Origin of the sequence: Streptomyces sp. MH60 (assembly GCF_002939385.1) — a bacterium.
Lineage (GTDB): Bacteria > Actinomycetota > Actinomycetes > Streptomycetales > Streptomycetaceae > Streptomyces.
Genome location: NZ_MULI01000054.1, coordinates 12,168 through 26,747 on the forward strand (window position 1 = coordinate 12,168; position 14,580 = coordinate 26,747).

Sequence of the window (14,580 nt, forward strand, 5' to 3'; positions counted from 1 at the left end):
GGGCGGCTCCGCACGGGGCCGCCCGGCGGTTGTTAGTCTCAGGGTCCTTGCCCAGGCGGTGCATCGCCATGATGGCCCTTCCAGTGGCATTGATGTCCGTCGGGCGACCAGGCTTGCGCGGCCGTAGCACCGCGCGCCAGTTACTTGCACGAACTTCTACGAGTCTGACCTCTCAAGGCTCGTTACCTCTGATGCAACGCGTCGATGAAGCGACGCCAAGCCTCGGTGTCGACGGATAGGACAAGACCATCCGCGCGCTTCGAATCGCGTATCAGAGTCCTCGAAGGGGCGTAGGCGCACTCGACGCACTCGGTGGCGTTGCCACCGCTGTACGACGACTTGAACCACGCAAGGTCGGAGGCAACCTGGCGAGCGAGGGACATTCACAGCTCCTTGCGGACGCGATGGATCAGGGCGGACGAAGCTTCCATGTCCAACGCTTGTGCGCGCAGGTACTCGAACGCAAGCCGGTAGCGCTCCAGTTCCTCGTCCTTCTCCAGGAAGAGGGAACCGGTGTGGAAGTCGACGTATACGACATCGAGCGCCGGCTCAGCCCCGCCAATCATGACGAAGCTTCCGAGGGCCGCGGCATGGGCGCCCTTCGAGAAAGGGAGTACCTGGAGCGTGGTGTGAGGCGAGTCGTTCGCCGCGAGCAGCCGGTCCAGCTGCTCCTTCATCGTTTGAGGTGACCCGACGACACGACGGATGACGGACTCGTCGATGATCGCCCACAGGCGCAGCGGCTTCGGACGAGTGAGGATCTCCTGCCGCTTCATGCGGATGTCCACGAGCCGTTCGATCTCATCCGGTGACAAGGGAACTTCGTTGGCCCGCTGAAGGGCGGTGCTGTAGGCACGTGTCTGAAGGAGGCCGGGGACGTAGACGCAGGAGAAGTGATTCTCGCGTACCGCCTCGTCCTCAAGGGTAAGCAGCAGGTTCATGCTCTCCGGGATGGAGTCGGCGAACGAGCTCCACCAGCCCTGCTGCTTGGCGTCCTTGGCCAGCCGTAGGACAGCTTCGCGCTCGGGGTCGGCAGCCCCGTACTCACGGCACAGCGCATCGACCACGATCCACTTCACTGGACCTGCCTGCGTCTCGTAGCGGCTCACCGTGGCCTTGGACACCCCGACAAGTCGGCCGGCCTCCTCTAGGGTAAGGCCCTTGTTGGCGCGCAATTTTCTGAGCATCGCGCCCAGTTGGCGGCGGCGAGTGGTGGCCCTCACGGTCATGCGGACTTCCTTCTGCGCGTGCGCCGGGCGTTCGCTCCGGGCGTGATCAGGCTAGGCAGCGAGGGGGCCTGCCACCATCAGATTCACCCGATGGATTCTGATGAGAAGTTACATAGAGAGACTTCTCTGTGTCATTCTCCCTTTACGGAGCGCTACGCAACGCAGCCGGACGGACACGGTGGGCGCAGCATGTGCGTGGCTTGAGAGGGAGGAGTCGCATGCCAGTCAACAGAGTCAGGGAACACCGACATCGATCCGTTCTGCCCTTCAGGGCGGTGCCGGCCGAGGTGCGGCTACTGCGGCAAGCCACTGCGGCGCAGTTGGGGCGGTGGGGCATGCCTCATGCCGTGGAGGAGACCGGGCTGGTGGTCACGGAGCTGGCGACGAACGTCATCAAGCACGTGGGTGAGGGCACGGCCGCCACTTTGGTGCTGGAGTGGGCAGGCGAGCGGCTGCGTGTGGAAGTCCACGACAAGAGCCACTCGGTGCCGTCGCTGTCAGCAGCCGACCGCGACGACGAATGCGGGCGCGGCCTGCATTTGCTCGCCGCCGTGACGGTGGGCTGGGGGACGGTTCTGACGTCGATCGGCAAATCAGTATGGTGCGAGGTCGCACTCGGACCCGAACGGACGTGCCGGCGGCTGGTACGGGCCACGGCGGCGCTGGAGAACTACCGCGCTCTGAGCGGCATGGCTCAGGAGGGCCGGCTGCGCGACGCCGCTCTGAAGGCATCCGCGGTCGAGTTGATCGCCGACCTGCTGCACTGGACGGCCGCATGTGGTCTCGATCCGGAGGATGTTCTGGACCGGGCACAGATGCACTACGAAGCTGAGGGGGGTCTCGCGGCCTGAGGGCCTCGCTGGGCCGCTTCCCTGCATGGGTGGCGGGCGTGTGATGGGCGCCCCCGCGTTGGTAGCTCGTCCGTACCGCATGTCAATCCAACGCCTACTTGTGGCCTGGCGCGGTCTGGCGGGGGCCGACCGCGGTCACCTGGGCGGCCTGGCCCATTCCGCGCCGAAGGCTGCTGGTCCCGGGTGAGCGACAGCCGTACGCAGCAGCGCTTCCGCGTCAGCGACGGCTCGTTGCTCGTGCAGTACTAGCGCGGCTCGCACCACGTCCTGGTCGTTGCGGTCGCGCGCATAGATGTGCACGAGGTTGTCGGTCAGTTCGTTCTGCCCCTGGGTCCGTAGCAGCGCTACGAGCAAGGCCACTTCCAGGGGCGTGCAGGCCTCTGCCGTATGCCGCAGCAGCGCGAGAGTGCTGTCCGGCCGGCCGCCGCGGAGCAGCTCTTCAGCGCGGCGGCCGACCTTGCGGGCTGCCGAAGCCCCGTTCTTGCTCTGTTGCCGGTCCCCCTGTCGGCGGGGGACCGGCAACAGAGTTGCGGGACGTGCCGCACCCCGGACCTTTCGCGGGCCGGCTTCACTCACCGGTATCACCGGGGCGGCCTTCACCCGCTGGGCTTCCTGTTTCAGTGTGGCGGCGCGCTGGCGGAGTTCCCCGAGTTCCCGGGCCTGTTCCGCCGCTGACCGTTCGAGCCGCTCATTGCTGTCCTGTAGTGCCCGGAGTTCCTGGCCAGCGGCACGTACCGCGTCCCTCTGCCGTGAGCAGTTGGCGCATCGTTCCTGCTCGGCTTTCGTGCGCAACTCCAGGAACGTTCTCTTCGTGATGCCGACATTCTCGCTGCCCCCCGCATCCTTGCAGGCGGTGTCGAAGATGGCGGCGGCCCCCTTCTCCGGCGGGACGCGTTGGCCCTGAAGGTATCGCGTCAGTGTGGTTTCGCTGACGTGCAGGTACTTGGCGGCCTGGGCCTGTGTGGGATGGGTCGGCGTCTGCCCCTCCTGAGTCGTGACGACCAGATGTCGGCAGACCGTTTGCAATGCCTCTGCCAGTTTCCGCCTGTCCGGCAGGACGTCCTCGTCGAGTTCCTTCTCCGTCCACGCGAACGGGCGGCGACTGTTGCGTCGTGCTGCCATGAGTGAGGAACCTCCGCATATTTGGCGGAAACGGCCATTTAGTGCCGCCAGTCGGCGGCTCTGCTCGTCATTCTGCCGGAGGGGAACGCTTCACCGCTTGGCGGTTTCTGTTTCTTCTCTTGCCAGTTGGTGCGCAAGTTGCGCCGGGAGGGTTCAAAGCAGTTTCGATGTGCCACGCTTTAGGAGTCAGCCGCCAGCGGTACGGGGGGTGGCACGAGCGGCGCTTCGTGAATGGCGCGTTCATGTCATTTCGTGCCCTATGTGGCAGACCGCCTAATTTTCGCGTGTTCTATGGGAGGGGACCCACAGTCATGACGTTGCCGTCTTGGCAGGACACCAGTGTCGGAAACCACAAGCTGGGGAGTATGGCGCGCGCCGCTCTCTGGCTGATCCAGGTCGTCGGCGAGGGTAAAAGGTTCACCGTGGCCAAGCTGCGCGAGGATTTCCCGGACGTCGCGCAGATCGACCGGCGTATGCGCGATCTGCGCGACTATGAGTGGGAGATCTTGACGGCCCGCGAAGATCCGGAACTGCTTCCGCAGGAGCGCCGGTTCAAGAGGCGAGGTAAGGACGTGTGGGTACCGGGCCAGGCGAAAGGCCCGACTCACAAGGCGAGCATCACCAACGCCCAGCGGGCGAAGGTGATGCAGGCCGACGGGTACCTGTGTCGCACGTGTGGCATCGCGGCCGGCGAGGCGTATGAGGACGGTGTCACGCAGGCGGTGCTCAATGTCGCTCGACGGCAGGTAACGCTGGTGGATGGCAGCGTCACCCACCAGCTGGTCACCGAGTGTCAGCGGTGCGGGCGGGGCACGGTGGACCGTGCCGTGCACCTGGCGGACGTGCTCTCCCGGATCGAGTCGCTGGCTCCACTCGAGCGGAGCGTGCTGAGCGGCTGGGTGACGAACGACCAGCGCACATACAGCTCGCTGGAGGCGTTGTGGGGCATGTACCGGACCCTGCCGGAGGACTCCCGCAAGGCTGTGGCAGACGCTCTTGACGGTACGGACGACTGAGACAGGACGGGATAACGACGATGCGCGAGTTTCCGGCCCCGCCGCGGGCGGCCGAGTTCAGCGAGCTGATCAGCAAGAAGGTCGAGGAGGTCAAGGCGTCTGGCAGCACCCGGGAGACGGTGACCGTCGACTGGAACGGGCAGCAGGCCCATGTCGAAGTGATCGACTTGCCGCTCAGCAGCCTCTTCTACAACCCCAGCACCCACCGGATCCGGGCTCAGCGTAGCCACGACGCCGAGCGGGACGCGGCGTTGGACAAGGACCCATGGTCCGCGGAAAGTCAGGACTACCTCGGGTTCTTGCTCAAGGCGGACCCTGAGAACACGAATGTGCGGGACAAGGACTTCGATGGCCTGAAGGACAGCCTTGACCAGTTCGGGCAGAACGACCCCGGGCTGGTCACCCGGCACGGGGTGCTGGTCAATGGCAACACCCGGGCCGCCGCGCTTCGAGAACTCGGCGCGCAGTCGATGCGCGTCGGCGTACTGCCGGCATCGTTCACGTGGGCCGACATCAACGCCGTAGAGCTGTCCTTGCAGCTTCGCAAGGACCATCGGCGTGACTACTCCTACATCAACCGCCTCATCGCCATGGAGGAGCAGGCAGCACTGGGCCGGACGCCGGAGCAGATCGCTAAGGACTTCCGGATCCAGGTGCGCACCTACCACCAGGAGCGGTGGATCCTCAGCACGATCCGGGAGCTGAACGAGCGTAGCCGCACCGGCGGCGGCAACGGGTTGCGCCTGGTGGACTGGGAGGGTGCGCAGGAGCGGCTCAAGGAGCTCCACCGGCTGTACGTGAAGCTGGAAACGGTGGACCGTGACCAGGCCGAGGTCCTGAAGGAGCTGCGCCTGGCCGCGATCCTGCTCGACTTCTCCAAGACGGACGTCCGTCACATCAACGAGGACTTCCTGAAGGCCGGGCTTGAGCAGCAGTTGCCCATGGGCGGTACGACGGCCGCGCAGCCGCAGTCGGTGTCCATTCCTGGTCTCGGCCTGGAGGTGCCTGCCGCCTCCTCCGCCGTCGCCGAGGCCCGGGCGATGAACGACGAGATCCTCCGCACCGCCGCCGTGGTGAGGAACGAAGCCTCGGACCTCGGCGACGAGCGGAAGGCCGCCGCGCAGGACGCCTGGGACAGTACGAAGAAGGCGTTCGACGAGGCGATCGAGGCGGCGGGCCGCAGCGCCCGGCTGCGCAAGCGCAAGCAGCTTGCCCCGGCCCGGCTGGCGGAAGCCTGCGCGAGCATCGACCAGTGTGTGAACGACCTGGTGCAGGCAAGGACGTCCCGCAGCCTGGACGAGGAGGCGTTCGATGACGCTGTGGTGAAGCTGCGGGGAAGCCTGCTCAAGCTCGCGCAGCAGGCTGGTCGCGGACTGCCCCAGCCGGGCGACGGCGTGGCCTGGCTACTGGAAGCGGTCACGACGGAGGGTTCGCGGTGACGGATTCCGTCAGCGAGAAGTCGCTGCGTCTCGGCTTCGATGAGACTCGGACCCGGGTGGTCCTGCGAACCACGGAATCGTTCCAGCAGGAACTCGTACAGCTGGCCGCCCGCTTTCGTACCGGCGGCCAGCTTGGCCCGCTGAGCGCCTCGGTCTCTCTCGACGAGCTGCTCGCGGACCTCGGCTTGCTCGGCACTTGGTCAGATCCCGCCGGTGTGGAGTGGGCGGACGACCTCCGCGACCTGGTATCCGGAGTGGTCCAAGATGCCCACACCGTGCAGCAGCGGCTCGCAGGGCAGCAAACGGTCGGCGAGGTCGCGTCCGATGACGTGTCCGTACTTCTCGGCGATACCTGGAAGGGCGAACTCAGCGAGTTCCAGCGCCGGGACATCGCGAAGCTCCTGTCGCTCCAGCACGGTGCCAACTTCAGTGTGCCCGGCGCCGGGAAGACACGGGTCGCGCTCGCGGTGTACGCCGCCCAGAAGGCAGCCGGCCGGGTGAGACGTCTCCTGGTCGTGTGCCCTAAGTCGGCCTACGAGTCGTGGCGTTATGAGACAGCAGCGTGTCTTATCCATCCGCTGCGCATCAATGTTCTGGACGGGTCGCTGGATCAGTGGGCTGAAGTGCTCGTGGTGAACTACGAGCGTCTTGACCGGTCACTGCCCATGCTGGCTGGATGGCTCAAGTCGGCACCCTCCATGATTATCTTGGATGAGGCGCATCGGATGAAGCTCGGTGCCCGAGGCACGTATGGGGCGGCCTGCATGGCGCTGGGGCCGTTGGCAGCACGGCGGTTGATTCTCACCGGTACGCCGGCTCCGAACGGTTCACGAGACCTTGAGAACCTTCTGGGTTTTGTCTGGCCCGGCCACGGCCAGCGCACGGTGGTCCAGGCGGTTGCCGGAGGTGATCTCGCGCACGCCAGCACAGTGCTCCGTCCGCTGTTCACCCGCACGACGAAGCATGAACTCGGCTTGCCACCCGTGCAACTGGGGCTGCGCTTCGTTGACATGCCGCCGCTGCATGACGAGATCTACACGGCCATCGTGGGCGGCGAGCGGAACGGCGCCGCGCGCGAGGACTTGAGTTCCCTCGGGAAGACGGCGCTCCGCCTCCTCATGGCCGCCACGAGCCCTGCCCTTCTTCTGGAAGGAGGCAGCCGCTACGAACCGCTGGCGTATCAGCTGCCGCCCATGGAGATTCCCGAAGGAGGTTCGCTGTACTCGCTCATGCAGAACCTTCCCGACTACGAGCTTTCGCCCAAGTACAAGGAAGCCGTGGCGATCATCGCGGAGAACGCTGCCCAGGGCCGGAAGACGCTGGTCTGGACGACATTCGTCAGAAGTCTCACGACGCTGGAGCGCATGCTGGAGAAGTACAGCCCGGCTGTCGTTTACGGCGGTACGCCTGACCGTGAGGAGCAGATTCGCCGGTTCCGGGAGGACCCCGCGTGCATGGTGCTCATCTCGAACCCGGCCACTCTGGGGGAGGGAATCAGCCTTCACCACGTCTGCCATGACGCGGTCTACGTGGACCGCGATTTCATGGCGGGGAGGTTCCTGCAGAGTCTGGACCGGATCCACCGTCTCGGACTCGCCCCCGGCACGGAGACCCGGGTGACAGTCTTGGCGGTGCGGAACTCCGTCGACGAGGTTGTGGCAGCGAGCCTGGAACGAAAGCTGGAATTCATGGGGCGCATCCTGGACGACCCCACCGTGCAGCAGCTCGCCGATCTTGAGGAGGAGCCTTCAGTGGCGGCTGGTCTTGCGTCGAGCGACATCGAGGCGCTGCTGAGCCACATGGGAGGTCGCTAAGGCGACTGCGTGCTGAGGGACCGGCGGGACTACCCTCTGCGGTGTGTCCCCCGAAGCCGAGTGGGAGGCCCCGGAAGGTTCCTGGGCTTCCTCAGCAGCCCGCCGCCGCAACATGCAGGCGATCCGCAGCCGTGACACGAAGCCGGAGATCCTGATCAGACGGCTCGTGCATGCCACAGGGCTGAGGTACCGGGTAGCTGCCCGTCCGCTCCCTGACCTTCGCCGGACCGCGGACATGGTCTTCCGTTCGGTGAAGGTCGCGGTGTTCATCGACGGCTGCTACTGGCATGGCTGTCCTGAGCATTACGTCCCCCCGAAGACCAACTCCGGTTACTGGTCGGAAAAGGTCGTTCGTAACGTCAATAGGGACCGGGATACCGACGAGAGGCTGCGGGAAGCTGGCTGGCTCGTACTCCGCTTCTGGGAGCACGAGCCGTCAGACGCCTGTGCCGATAAAATCGCCGTGACGGTTTTGGCTCGGCGTCCGGGAGGAACGACCTGTGGCGACTGAAATCTCCAGTTGCTGCGGAACGTCCTCGACCGGACTCGATCCTGCTGGCTCCATCTCGTAGTCCCGGGTGAGAGCGTCGCCGTATTCAGGAAGCAGAACGGCGGCGATGGCGCGTCCTACGGCCTCGGCCACCGGGGGCGGGAAGGCATTACCCACCTGGCGGTAACGGGCAGTCTTACGGCCTTGGAATGCCCAGTCTTCTGGGAAGCCCTGGATGGCCGCTGCCTGGGCGACGGTGAGCATAGGACCGGCAGGACGGAAGAGGTCGCGCTCCGGATCGCAGCCTTCTGGGTCGTTGGCGATACCCATCCCGTCGATTCCGAGTTCCGCCCATGCGCGCTTGGCGCGAGTGGGACCCAGGTCGGCCCCGCCGTGCTTCCTGGAGCCGCCTACGAGGGTGGGGGCGACAGTCTTCCCCGCCGCTGAGGCCCGGGTGATCTGCTTCTTCCAAGCCTCGAACACGCTTTTCCCGGTCGGCTCACCGGGACGGGGAGGCTTGCCTTCGGCATTCTTGTCCCAAAACGCCTTGCAGCGCGTAAGCATGCTCTTCTCAAGCTTTTCAAAAGCCGTGACTTCGTCGCCTTTTATCCCAGTCGGCCATCGGAAACCCGCACTTCCCGGCTTAACCGCGGAGCGGTGAATTGCCACCAGAATCGCACGCGGACGAAGCTGCGGCACTCCGAAGTGCTTCGCGTCAAGCCGCCGCCAAACTTTTCGCATCGCTACGTCTTGGGCGCTTGCTGACTGATTCTGGTTAATGTTGGGAACTAGGTAACCGAGATCGCGCAGGGTGTCAAGAATTGAGTTCCTGTACTCAATGAAAGTCTCCGGAGGTTCAAGGATCCCTCTGACGTTCTCAATCATCACTGCTTTCGGCAGGAGAGCCGAGATGATATCAAGCGCTGCAGGAAAAAGGTCACGCTCATCGTCTGGGCCAAGCCGGTGTCCGGCCAGGGAAAAGGGCGGGCATGGCACTCCACCGGCGAGCAAGTCCAGTTCGCCTGGCTTGAGGCCGAGGTTCTTCCTGACATCGGAGCCTAGGAAATCCTTGACGTCCATAGGCCGGATTTCGTCAGCCTTGCGCTGATCCCAGCCAGGCCATCCACCCACGTTGGCCCGCAAGGTCTCCACCGCGTGTGAGTCCCACTCAACGAGGGCGCGGTGATCAAAACCAGCGTTGTGGAGTCCGACGGCTTGCCCCCCAGCGCCCGCGCAGATCTCGATCGAGGTCAATGGCGAGGCGAACCGCGGTCGCGTCTGGCCGCTGCGGGGCATGCCGCTCCTCCTAGGTGGTCGTTCGGGGAGAGGCGATGATCATGTCCCAGCCTCTCGACATCAAGAGTCTCGCACTTTTGTCGAGTCACTGAGGCATCACGAGTGAGGCAGGGTGAGGAAGTGCGGAGCCAGCGACTCGTTGGCCGGCCACACTTCAGCCCCGCGCCCCGCCCGCCAGGAACCCCGTCAGCCCGTCCAGCAGCATGTTGCTGCCCTGCTCCGCGCCGTCCCGTTCCTCTGCCGTGTCGCAGGTCTGGCGGAGGGTGATCACCGTGTTGCGGGGGCCCTGTTCCGTGAGTTCGACGGTCATCGTCGCCGGGTCCGGGCGGCCCGGGACGTCCATGCCGATGGTCAGGGCCCGGTGCTCGGCGACCTCGATGTAGGAGCCGGTCAACGGGAACTCCATGCCGTCCGGAGTGCGCATCGTGGCCTTCCAGGTGCCGCCGGGACGGACGTCCATCTCCACGGAGCCCGGGACGGCGTAGGCCCACTGGGCGTACTGGTCGGGGGTGGTCCAGGCCTGCCAGACCTGGACCGCGGGGGCCTCCAGGGTGCGGGTCAGGGTGTAGGAGAAGCCGTCGCCGGCCGCGGTGGGCGTCTGGTCGGTGCTCATGTCGTCGTGTCTCCTCGGTGGGGATCGGGTCGACTCCACTGACGCGGCGCGTTCCGCGTCAGGCTCTCGCACCTGTAGACGCCCGGGGGCGCCCGATCTCATCGGCCCCCGGCGACGTCCTCCCCGTGGCACTCCCCGTACGTCCGGCCCGAGCCGCACCAGCACGACGCCCCGCGCTGCGGCGGCCACGCCACCGCGAGGCCCCGGGCCGCCAGGGTCGTCGCGTACTGCGGGAGCAGGATGGGGTCGGCCGGGGACGCGCCCTCCGACGCCGCGAAGGCCTCGTAGGACGGGACCGTGCCCGGGACCACGCCCAGGTTGGCGGTGCCCGACGAGGCCAGTTCGCGCAGGGCCGCCTCTATCGACGCCAGGTGGTCGTCGTAAGAGGGGTACTCGGAGGAGAGGGAGGGGTACGCCTCGATCAGTTCCGCCAGTTCGTCGGCCGGCCAGTGGAGCATGGCGACCGGGAAGGGGCGGGACAGGGCCTCGCGGTAGGCGCCCAGCTCGGCGCGCAGGCGGGAGATCTCCGCCTCCAGGTCCGCCGGGTTGTCCGAGCCCAGGGACCAGACGCGCTTCGGGTCGTGCAGCTCGTCCAGGGAGATGGGCATCGAGTGCAGGGTGTCGGCCAGGGTGTCCCACTCGTCGTGGGCCAGGCCCAGCATCCTGCGGACGCGGTGGCGGCCGTAGAGGAGCGGGTGGGTCGAGTACGGGGGCTCCGGCACGTCCGTCAGGAGCAGGCGGGCGCCCTCCGTGAACGTCTCGTGCGCCGCCTCCAGCTCGTCGTGGGACTCCAGGGCCTCGGCCACGATCACCCAGGGGGCCGGGTCGCGCGGCGACGCCGCACGCACGCCGTCGATGATCGCCCTGGCCTCCGCCTCGTGGTCGTACTCCCAGAGGTTCGACGCCTTCAGGGCGCGGACCAGGGGCGGGTTGTCCAAAGGCACGGACGTCCCGGAGGACAGCAGGCGGTCGTAGAGCTTGGTCGCGGCCGGGCGGTCGCCGGACAGTTCCAGGTGGGCCGCGGCGCGCAGCAGCAGGGCCTCGGCGTCCTCCGGGTAGAGGCCGGCGGTCCGTTCCAGGCGGGCCGCCTCGGCGGCGTGGTCGACGTTTTCGGCGGGCGTGTCGGGGCGCATGGGGGACACCGTACTGCCGAGAGGTGACAAGGGTCAGCCACCCCGGGGGACGCCGTCCGGCCGGAGGCCGGGGAGCGTTGCCGGAGAGGACCCGGGTGGCGTCGGGCCGCTCAGCGCCGTTCCCGCAGCGTTCCCACCAGCACCGCCGCCACCACGGCCAGCCCCGCCGACACCCACAGCGCCACGTCCGTGCCCGCCCCCGGGCTCCCCGCCGACGTCGCGATCGCGACCGTGAGGGCGACCCCGGCGCACGAACCGATGTAGCGGAACGTCTGCTGCGCGCCCGAGCCCATCGCCGCGCGGGCCGCCGGTACCGACTCCACCGCGAGCAGCGGCAGCGCGGCGTTCAGCAGGCCGCTGCCGATGCCCGCCAGTGCCAGACCGGGCAGCAGCCGCGCCCAGGAGCCCGCGCCGACCGCGCCGAGCATGGTCAGGACGCCGACCGCGTGCAGGGCGAAACCGACGGCCAACTGGTGGCGCGCGGAGACGCGGTGGGCGATGCGGCGGGCCTGGAGGGCCACCGCGAAGGCGAGACCGGCCCAGAGCAGGGAGAGCAGCGCCGTGTCCATCGGGGACAGACCGAGCGCCCGCTGCAGCACCGTCGGCAGGAAGCTGAAGAATCCGATCACCGACAGGCCCGTGAACAGCCCGCCCGCGGAGGACGCCAGGAAGAGCGGGCGGCGCAGCAGCGCCAGGTCGATCATCGGGGCGGCCGCGCGGCGCTCGCGTACGACGAACAGGGCGCCGAGGAGTACGGCGGCCGCCAGCAACAGGCCCACCGGCGCCCGCAGCCACCCGTCCCGGCCCAGCGTCAGCGCCGCCACGAGCGCGACCAGCGCCGGTCCGAACGTCAGCGCCCCGGGGAGGTCCGGCCGGCCGGGCCGCGGTGAGCGCGACTCCGACAGGGCCCGCGCGCCGAGTCCCGCCACCACCAGCGCGGCGGCACCGAGGATGCCGTGCGCCACCCGCCAGTCGGGAATCGCCCCGACGAGGACGGGGCCCACGGCTATCCCGCCACTCACGAAGGCGCCCCACACGCCGGTCGCGCGCAGCCGCCCGGCCGGGGTCGGGAAGGCGTGGACGAGCAGGCCGAGGCTGCTGGCCAGCAGCGCCGCGCTCGCCGCGCCCTGCGCGATGCGGGCCAGCGTGAACAGCCAGGTCGTGGACGCGAAGGCCCCGAGGACGGTGGTGACGCCGAGGGCCAGCGTGCCGGAGACGAAGAGCCGGCGGCGCCCGTAGTCGTCGGCCAGGCTGCCGGCCACCAGGAGCAGGGCGGCCAGGCCGAGCGGGGTGCCGTTCAGCAGCCAGGCCTGGGCGGACAGCGGGGTGTGCAGGTCGGCGGCGGTCTCGGGGAGCGTGACCATCGGCGCGGTGAACGCCATCAGGGCCACGGCGGTCGCGGCGCTGGTCAGCGCGAGGGTGCGGCCGGGGTGCGGGGGCGGCGAGGCCCGTTCCGCGGGCGGCGCGGCTGCCGCGGGTGCCGGGGCGGTGGGGGAGTCCGTGCCGGTGTCGCTCATGAGGGGCGGTCCGCTCTCGATGGCTCGACGGAGGAGGGGTTCACCTAGTGAGTTCGGTCAACGAACTGACGTGAGGTGAGCCCAACCTAGCACTGTCGGTTCGATGACTGAACCTCATGGCGGAAAGTGGCTACAGTGGACGGCATGGCACTGGGCAAGGACTACGCGACGCAGGAGTGCTCGATCGCCCGCGCGCTGGAGGTCGTCGGCGAGCGCTGGACCCTGCTGGTGATCCGCGACGCGCTCTACGGCGTCCGGCGGTACAACGACTTCCTCGTCCACCTCGGCATCCCGCGCGCCGTCCTGGCCAACCGCCTCCAGGCGCTCACCGCCGAGGGCATCCTGGAGAAGCGCAGGTACCAGGAGTCGCCGCCCCGGGACGAGTACGTCCTCACCGACCGCGGCACCGCCCTGTGGCCCGCCCTGCGGGCGCTCGGCATCTGGGGGCGCGAGCAGCTCGGCGGCGAGCCGATGCGCACCTTCTGGCACGCCGACTGCGGCACCGAACTCAGCCCCCACGGATCCTGCCCCGCCTGCGGGACCCTCGTCGCCGTGCGCGACATCGACATGCGGCCGGGGCCCGGGCTCGACCCCGACCCGGCGGACCCGGTCAGCCGGGCGCTGCTCGGTCCCCGGAGGCTGCTCCGGCCGATCGAGACCGAGCAGGGTCCCGCTCCACGCCGTCCTGTATAACTGGGACAAACACGCGCGCGAGAGGAGGAGTTGCCGATGCGGCCGACGAACCGGAACCGCCGGACCGTCGTCCCGGTGCTCCGCCCCCTCCGCCACCTCCGCCCCCTCCGCCACCTCCGGCTCCTCCTCGGCCTGCTGCTGGTCCTGCTGCCCGTCGCGCTCGTCGACGTCGGCAGCCTCTCCGCCACCGTCGCGCTCGCCGCGACCACCGCGGTCGGCTCCGCGCTCGCCGCGTGCGCCGTCATCGCCGCACGCTGCGCGCCCGCCGTGCCCCCCACCCGGGTGCGTACGGCCATCAGGGACCGTGACCTGCGCACGGCCTTCCTGCCCCAACGCGATCCCGACGCGCCCGGCCGCCGCCGGCCCCGAGCGCCCGGACACGCCCTCCCGGCGACCGCCGCGTAGGGCACCCCCTTCCACCAGGGCACATCCCCGCGCGGGCCGTGTCGTCATGCCGCCATTCGCCGGCCTCGCCGGCGTCACCGTCACCGGCACGACGAGACCCCCGGAGGGTTCACCCGCCCATGTCCGTTTTCGCCAGCCTGGTCGAGCACCTCGCCGACCTGCTCCAGCCCCTGTTCGGCGCCTCCGCCGCGGCCGCCGCCATCGTCCTGTTCACCGCCCTCGTACGGCTCCTGGTCCACCCGCTCTCCCGGGCCGCCGCCCGCGGTCAGAAGGCGCGCACCGCACTCCAGCCGCGGATCGCCGAACTGCGCCGCAAGCACGCGAAGAACCCGGAGCAGCTCCAGCGGGCCGTGCTCGAACTGCACACCGAGGAGAAGGTCTCCCCGCTGTCGGGCTGCCTGCCCAGCCTCTGCCAGATCCCCGCGTTCTTCCTGCTCTACCACCTCTTCTCCAGCTCCTCGATCGGCGGCCGGGCCAACGCACTCCTCTCCCACCGGCTCCTGGCCGCCCCGCTCGGCGGGCGGTGGGCCGACGCGTTCGGGGACGGCGGGCTCACCGGCGGCGCCGGGCTCGTGTACGTGGCGCTGTTCGCGGTCGTCGCCGGGGTCGCCACCTTCAGCTACCGGCTCACCAGGCGGACGACGGCCGACCGGCCGGTGCTGCCCGCCGGCGGCGGGGAGGCGGTGCCGGGCGTCGGCGCGATCACCCGGGTCATGCCGTTCATGTCCTTCTTCACCCTCGTCACCGTGGCCGTGGTGCCGCTGGCCGCCGCGCTGTACGTGGTCACCAGCACGACGTGGAGCGCGGTCGAGCGGGCCGTGCTCTACCGCTGAACGCCGGGTGGGGCGGCCGCGTGGCTACGGTCCAGTACGTGAACGGGGTATTGCGGAGTGGAACCGGGCCTTGGAGGATCGACCAGTCCTCCGATGGCTGTCGCGTCGCTGCCGCACCCAGGTCGCGCA

At 68.5% G+C, this 14,580-nt stretch carries 15 protein-coding genes; 8 read left to right on the forward strand and 7 right to left on the reverse strand.

Annotation, left to right across the window (positions count from 1 at the left end; translation table 11 throughout):
* Nucleotides 1-182: 182 nt before the first annotated feature.
* Both BZZ08_RS26980 and BZZ08_RS26985 read right to left on the reverse strand, forming a co-directional pair.
* The gene (locus tag BZZ08_RS26980) at nt 183-383 is read right to left on the reverse strand and encodes a DUF397 domain-containing protein (protein WP_104634828.1); all 201 of its coding nucleotides are present in this window, start codon (nt 381-383) and stop codon (nt 183-185) included.
* Nucleotides 384-1,229, reverse strand: coding sequence for a helix-turn-helix domain-containing protein (locus BZZ08_RS26985; RefSeq protein WP_104634829.1), 846 nt, complete (start codon nt 1,227-1,229; stop codon nt 384-386).
* Nucleotides 1,230-1,447: 218 nt separating this feature from the next.
* On the opposite strand from BZZ08_RS26985, the gene BZZ08_RS26990 reads away from it, so the two are divergent.
* Nucleotides 1,448-2,080, forward strand: a complete 633-nt coding sequence (locus BZZ08_RS26990) for an ATP-binding protein (RefSeq protein ID WP_104634830.1) — start codon at nt 1,448-1,450, stop codon at nt 2,078-2,080.
* A 135-nt stretch (nt 2,081-2,215) separates the two neighbouring features.
* On the opposite strand, the gene BZZ08_RS26995 is transcribed toward BZZ08_RS26990, so the two are convergent.
* Nucleotides 2,216-3,202, reverse strand: a complete 987-nt coding sequence (locus tag BZZ08_RS26995; RefSeq protein WP_104634831.1) for a hypothetical protein — start codon at nt 3,200-3,202, stop codon at nt 2,216-2,218.
* A 311-nt stretch (nt 3,203-3,513) separates the two neighbouring features.
* On the opposite strand from BZZ08_RS26995, the gene BZZ08_RS27000 reads away from it, so the two are divergent.
* Genes BZZ08_RS27000 through BZZ08_RS27015 form a run of 4 tightly spaced genes read left to right on the forward strand, consistent with a single transcriptional unit; the run spans nt 3,514 to nt 7,982 of the window.
* Nucleotides 3,514-4,218 carry a hypothetical protein gene (locus BZZ08_RS27000; protein ID WP_104634832.1) on the forward strand — a complete coding sequence of 235 codons (705 nt, stop codon included), beginning with the start codon at nt 3,514-3,516 and terminating at the stop codon, nt 4,216-4,218.
* Nucleotides 4,219-4,238: 20 nt separating this feature from the next.
* On the forward strand, nt 4,239-5,657 hold the full coding sequence (locus BZZ08_RS27005) for a hypothetical protein (protein WP_104634833.1): 1,419 nt from the start codon (nt 4,239-4,241) through the stop codon (nt 5,655-5,657).
* Nucleotides 5,654-7,471, forward strand: coding sequence for a DEAD/DEAH box helicase (locus BZZ08_RS27010; protein ID WP_104634834.1), 1,818 nt, complete (start codon nt 5,654-5,656; stop codon nt 7,469-7,471). The genes BZZ08_RS27005 and BZZ08_RS27010 overlap by 4 nt, the downstream gene beginning before the upstream one ends.
* Before the next feature lie 43 nt (nt 7,472-7,514).
* Complete coding sequence (locus BZZ08_RS27015; protein WP_104634835.1) at nt 7,515-7,982, forward strand: very short patch repair endonuclease; 468 nt, start codon at nt 7,515-7,517, stop codon at nt 7,980-7,982.
* Here the strand turns inward: BZZ08_RS27015 and BZZ08_RS27020 are convergent.
* From BZZ08_RS27020 to BZZ08_RS27035, 4 genes are all read right to left on the reverse strand, one after another.
* Nucleotides 7,908-9,257 (reverse strand): DNA cytosine methyltransferase, encoded by a 1,350-nt coding sequence (locus BZZ08_RS27020; protein ID WP_104634836.1) that lies wholly within the window; start codon nt 9,255-9,257, stop codon nt 7,908-7,910. The genes BZZ08_RS27015 and BZZ08_RS27020 overlap by 75 nt on opposite strands.
* A 154-nt stretch (nt 9,258-9,411) precedes the next feature.
* Nucleotides 9,412-9,870 carry an SRPBCC family protein gene (locus BZZ08_RS27025; protein ID WP_104634837.1) on the reverse strand — a complete coding sequence of 153 codons (459 nt, stop codon included), beginning with the start codon at nt 9,868-9,870 and terminating at the stop codon, nt 9,412-9,414.
* A gap of 98 nt (nt 9,871-9,968) precedes the next feature.
* Nucleotides 9,969-11,003 carry an SEC-C domain-containing protein gene (locus BZZ08_RS27030; protein ID WP_104634838.1) on the reverse strand — a complete coding sequence of 345 codons (1,035 nt, stop codon included), beginning with the start codon at nt 11,001-11,003 and terminating at the stop codon, nt 9,969-9,971.
* A 110-nt stretch (nt 11,004-11,113) separates the two neighbouring features.
* Nucleotides 11,114-12,520: an MFS transporter gene (locus BZZ08_RS27035; protein WP_104634839.1), complete on the reverse strand. Its 1,407-nt coding sequence runs from the start codon at nt 12,518-12,520 to the stop codon at nt 11,114-11,116.
* A gap of 144 nt (nt 12,521-12,664) precedes the next feature.
* Between BZZ08_RS27035 and BZZ08_RS27040 the strand changes: the two genes are divergently transcribed.
* From BZZ08_RS27040 to BZZ08_RS27055, 3 genes are all read left to right on the forward strand, one after another.
* On the forward strand, nt 12,665-13,213 hold the full coding sequence (locus BZZ08_RS27040; protein WP_198601715.1) for a winged helix-turn-helix transcriptional regulator: 549 nt from the start codon (nt 12,665-12,667) through the stop codon (nt 13,211-13,213).
* 36 nt (nt 13,214-13,249) lie between these two features.
* Nucleotides 13,250-13,618: a DUF6412 domain-containing protein gene (locus BZZ08_RS27050; protein ID WP_241965578.1), complete on the forward strand. Its 369-nt coding sequence runs from the start codon at nt 13,250-13,252 to the stop codon at nt 13,616-13,618.
* Between the two features lie 119 nt (nt 13,619-13,737).
* Nucleotides 13,738-14,451 carry a YidC/Oxa1 family membrane protein insertase gene (locus BZZ08_RS27055; RefSeq protein ID WP_104634841.1) on the forward strand — a complete coding sequence of 238 codons (714 nt, stop codon included), beginning with the start codon at nt 13,738-13,740 and terminating at the stop codon, nt 14,449-14,451.
* The last annotated feature ends 129 nt before the right edge of the window (nt 14,452-14,580 follow it).

Coding starts and splice junctions, on each gene's coding strand:
- BZZ08_RS26980 (WP_104634828.1), bottom strand. CDS start 383: ATGTCCCTCGCTCGCCAGGTTGCCTCCGACCTTGCGTGGTTCAAGTCG.
- BZZ08_RS26985 (WP_104634829.1), bottom strand. CDS start 1,229: ATGACCGTGAGGGCCACCACTCGCCGCCGCCAACTGGGCGCGATGCTC.
- BZZ08_RS26990 (WP_104634830.1), top strand. CDS start 1,448: ATGCCAGTCAACAGAGTCAGGGAACACCGACATCGATCCGTTCTGCCC.
- BZZ08_RS26995 (WP_104634831.1), bottom strand. CDS start 3,202: ATGGCAGCACGACGCAACAGTCGCCGCCCGTTCGCGTGGACGGAGAAG.
- BZZ08_RS27000 (WP_104634832.1), top strand. CDS start 3,514: ATGACGTTGCCGTCTTGGCAGGACACCAGTGTCGGAAACCACAAGCTG.
- BZZ08_RS27005 (WP_104634833.1), top strand. CDS start 4,239: ATGCGCGAGTTTCCGGCCCCGCCGCGGGCGGCCGAGTTCAGCGAGCTG.
- BZZ08_RS27020 (WP_104634836.1), bottom strand. CDS start 9,257: ATGCCCCGCAGCGGCCAGACGCGACCGCGGTTCGCCTCGCCATTGACC.
- BZZ08_RS27025 (WP_104634837.1), bottom strand. CDS start 9,870: ATGAGCACCGACCAGACGCCCACCGCGGCCGGCGACGGCTTCTCCTAC.
- BZZ08_RS27030 (WP_104634838.1), bottom strand. CDS start 11,003: ATGCGCCCCGACACGCCCGCCGAAAACGTCGACCACGCCGCCGAGGCG.
- BZZ08_RS27035 (WP_104634839.1), bottom strand. CDS start 12,520: ATGAGCGACACCGGCACGGACTCCCCCACCGCCCCGGCACCCGCGGCA.
- BZZ08_RS27040 (WP_198601715.1), top strand. CDS start 12,665: ATGGCACTGGGCAAGGACTACGCGACGCAGGAGTGCTCGATCGCCCGC.
- BZZ08_RS27050 (WP_241965578.1), top strand. CDS start 13,250: ATGCGGCCGACGAACCGGAACCGCCGGACCGTCGTCCCGGTGCTCCGC.
- BZZ08_RS27055 (WP_104634841.1), top strand. CDS start 13,738: ATGTCCGTTTTCGCCAGCCTGGTCGAGCACCTCGCCGACCTGCTCCAG.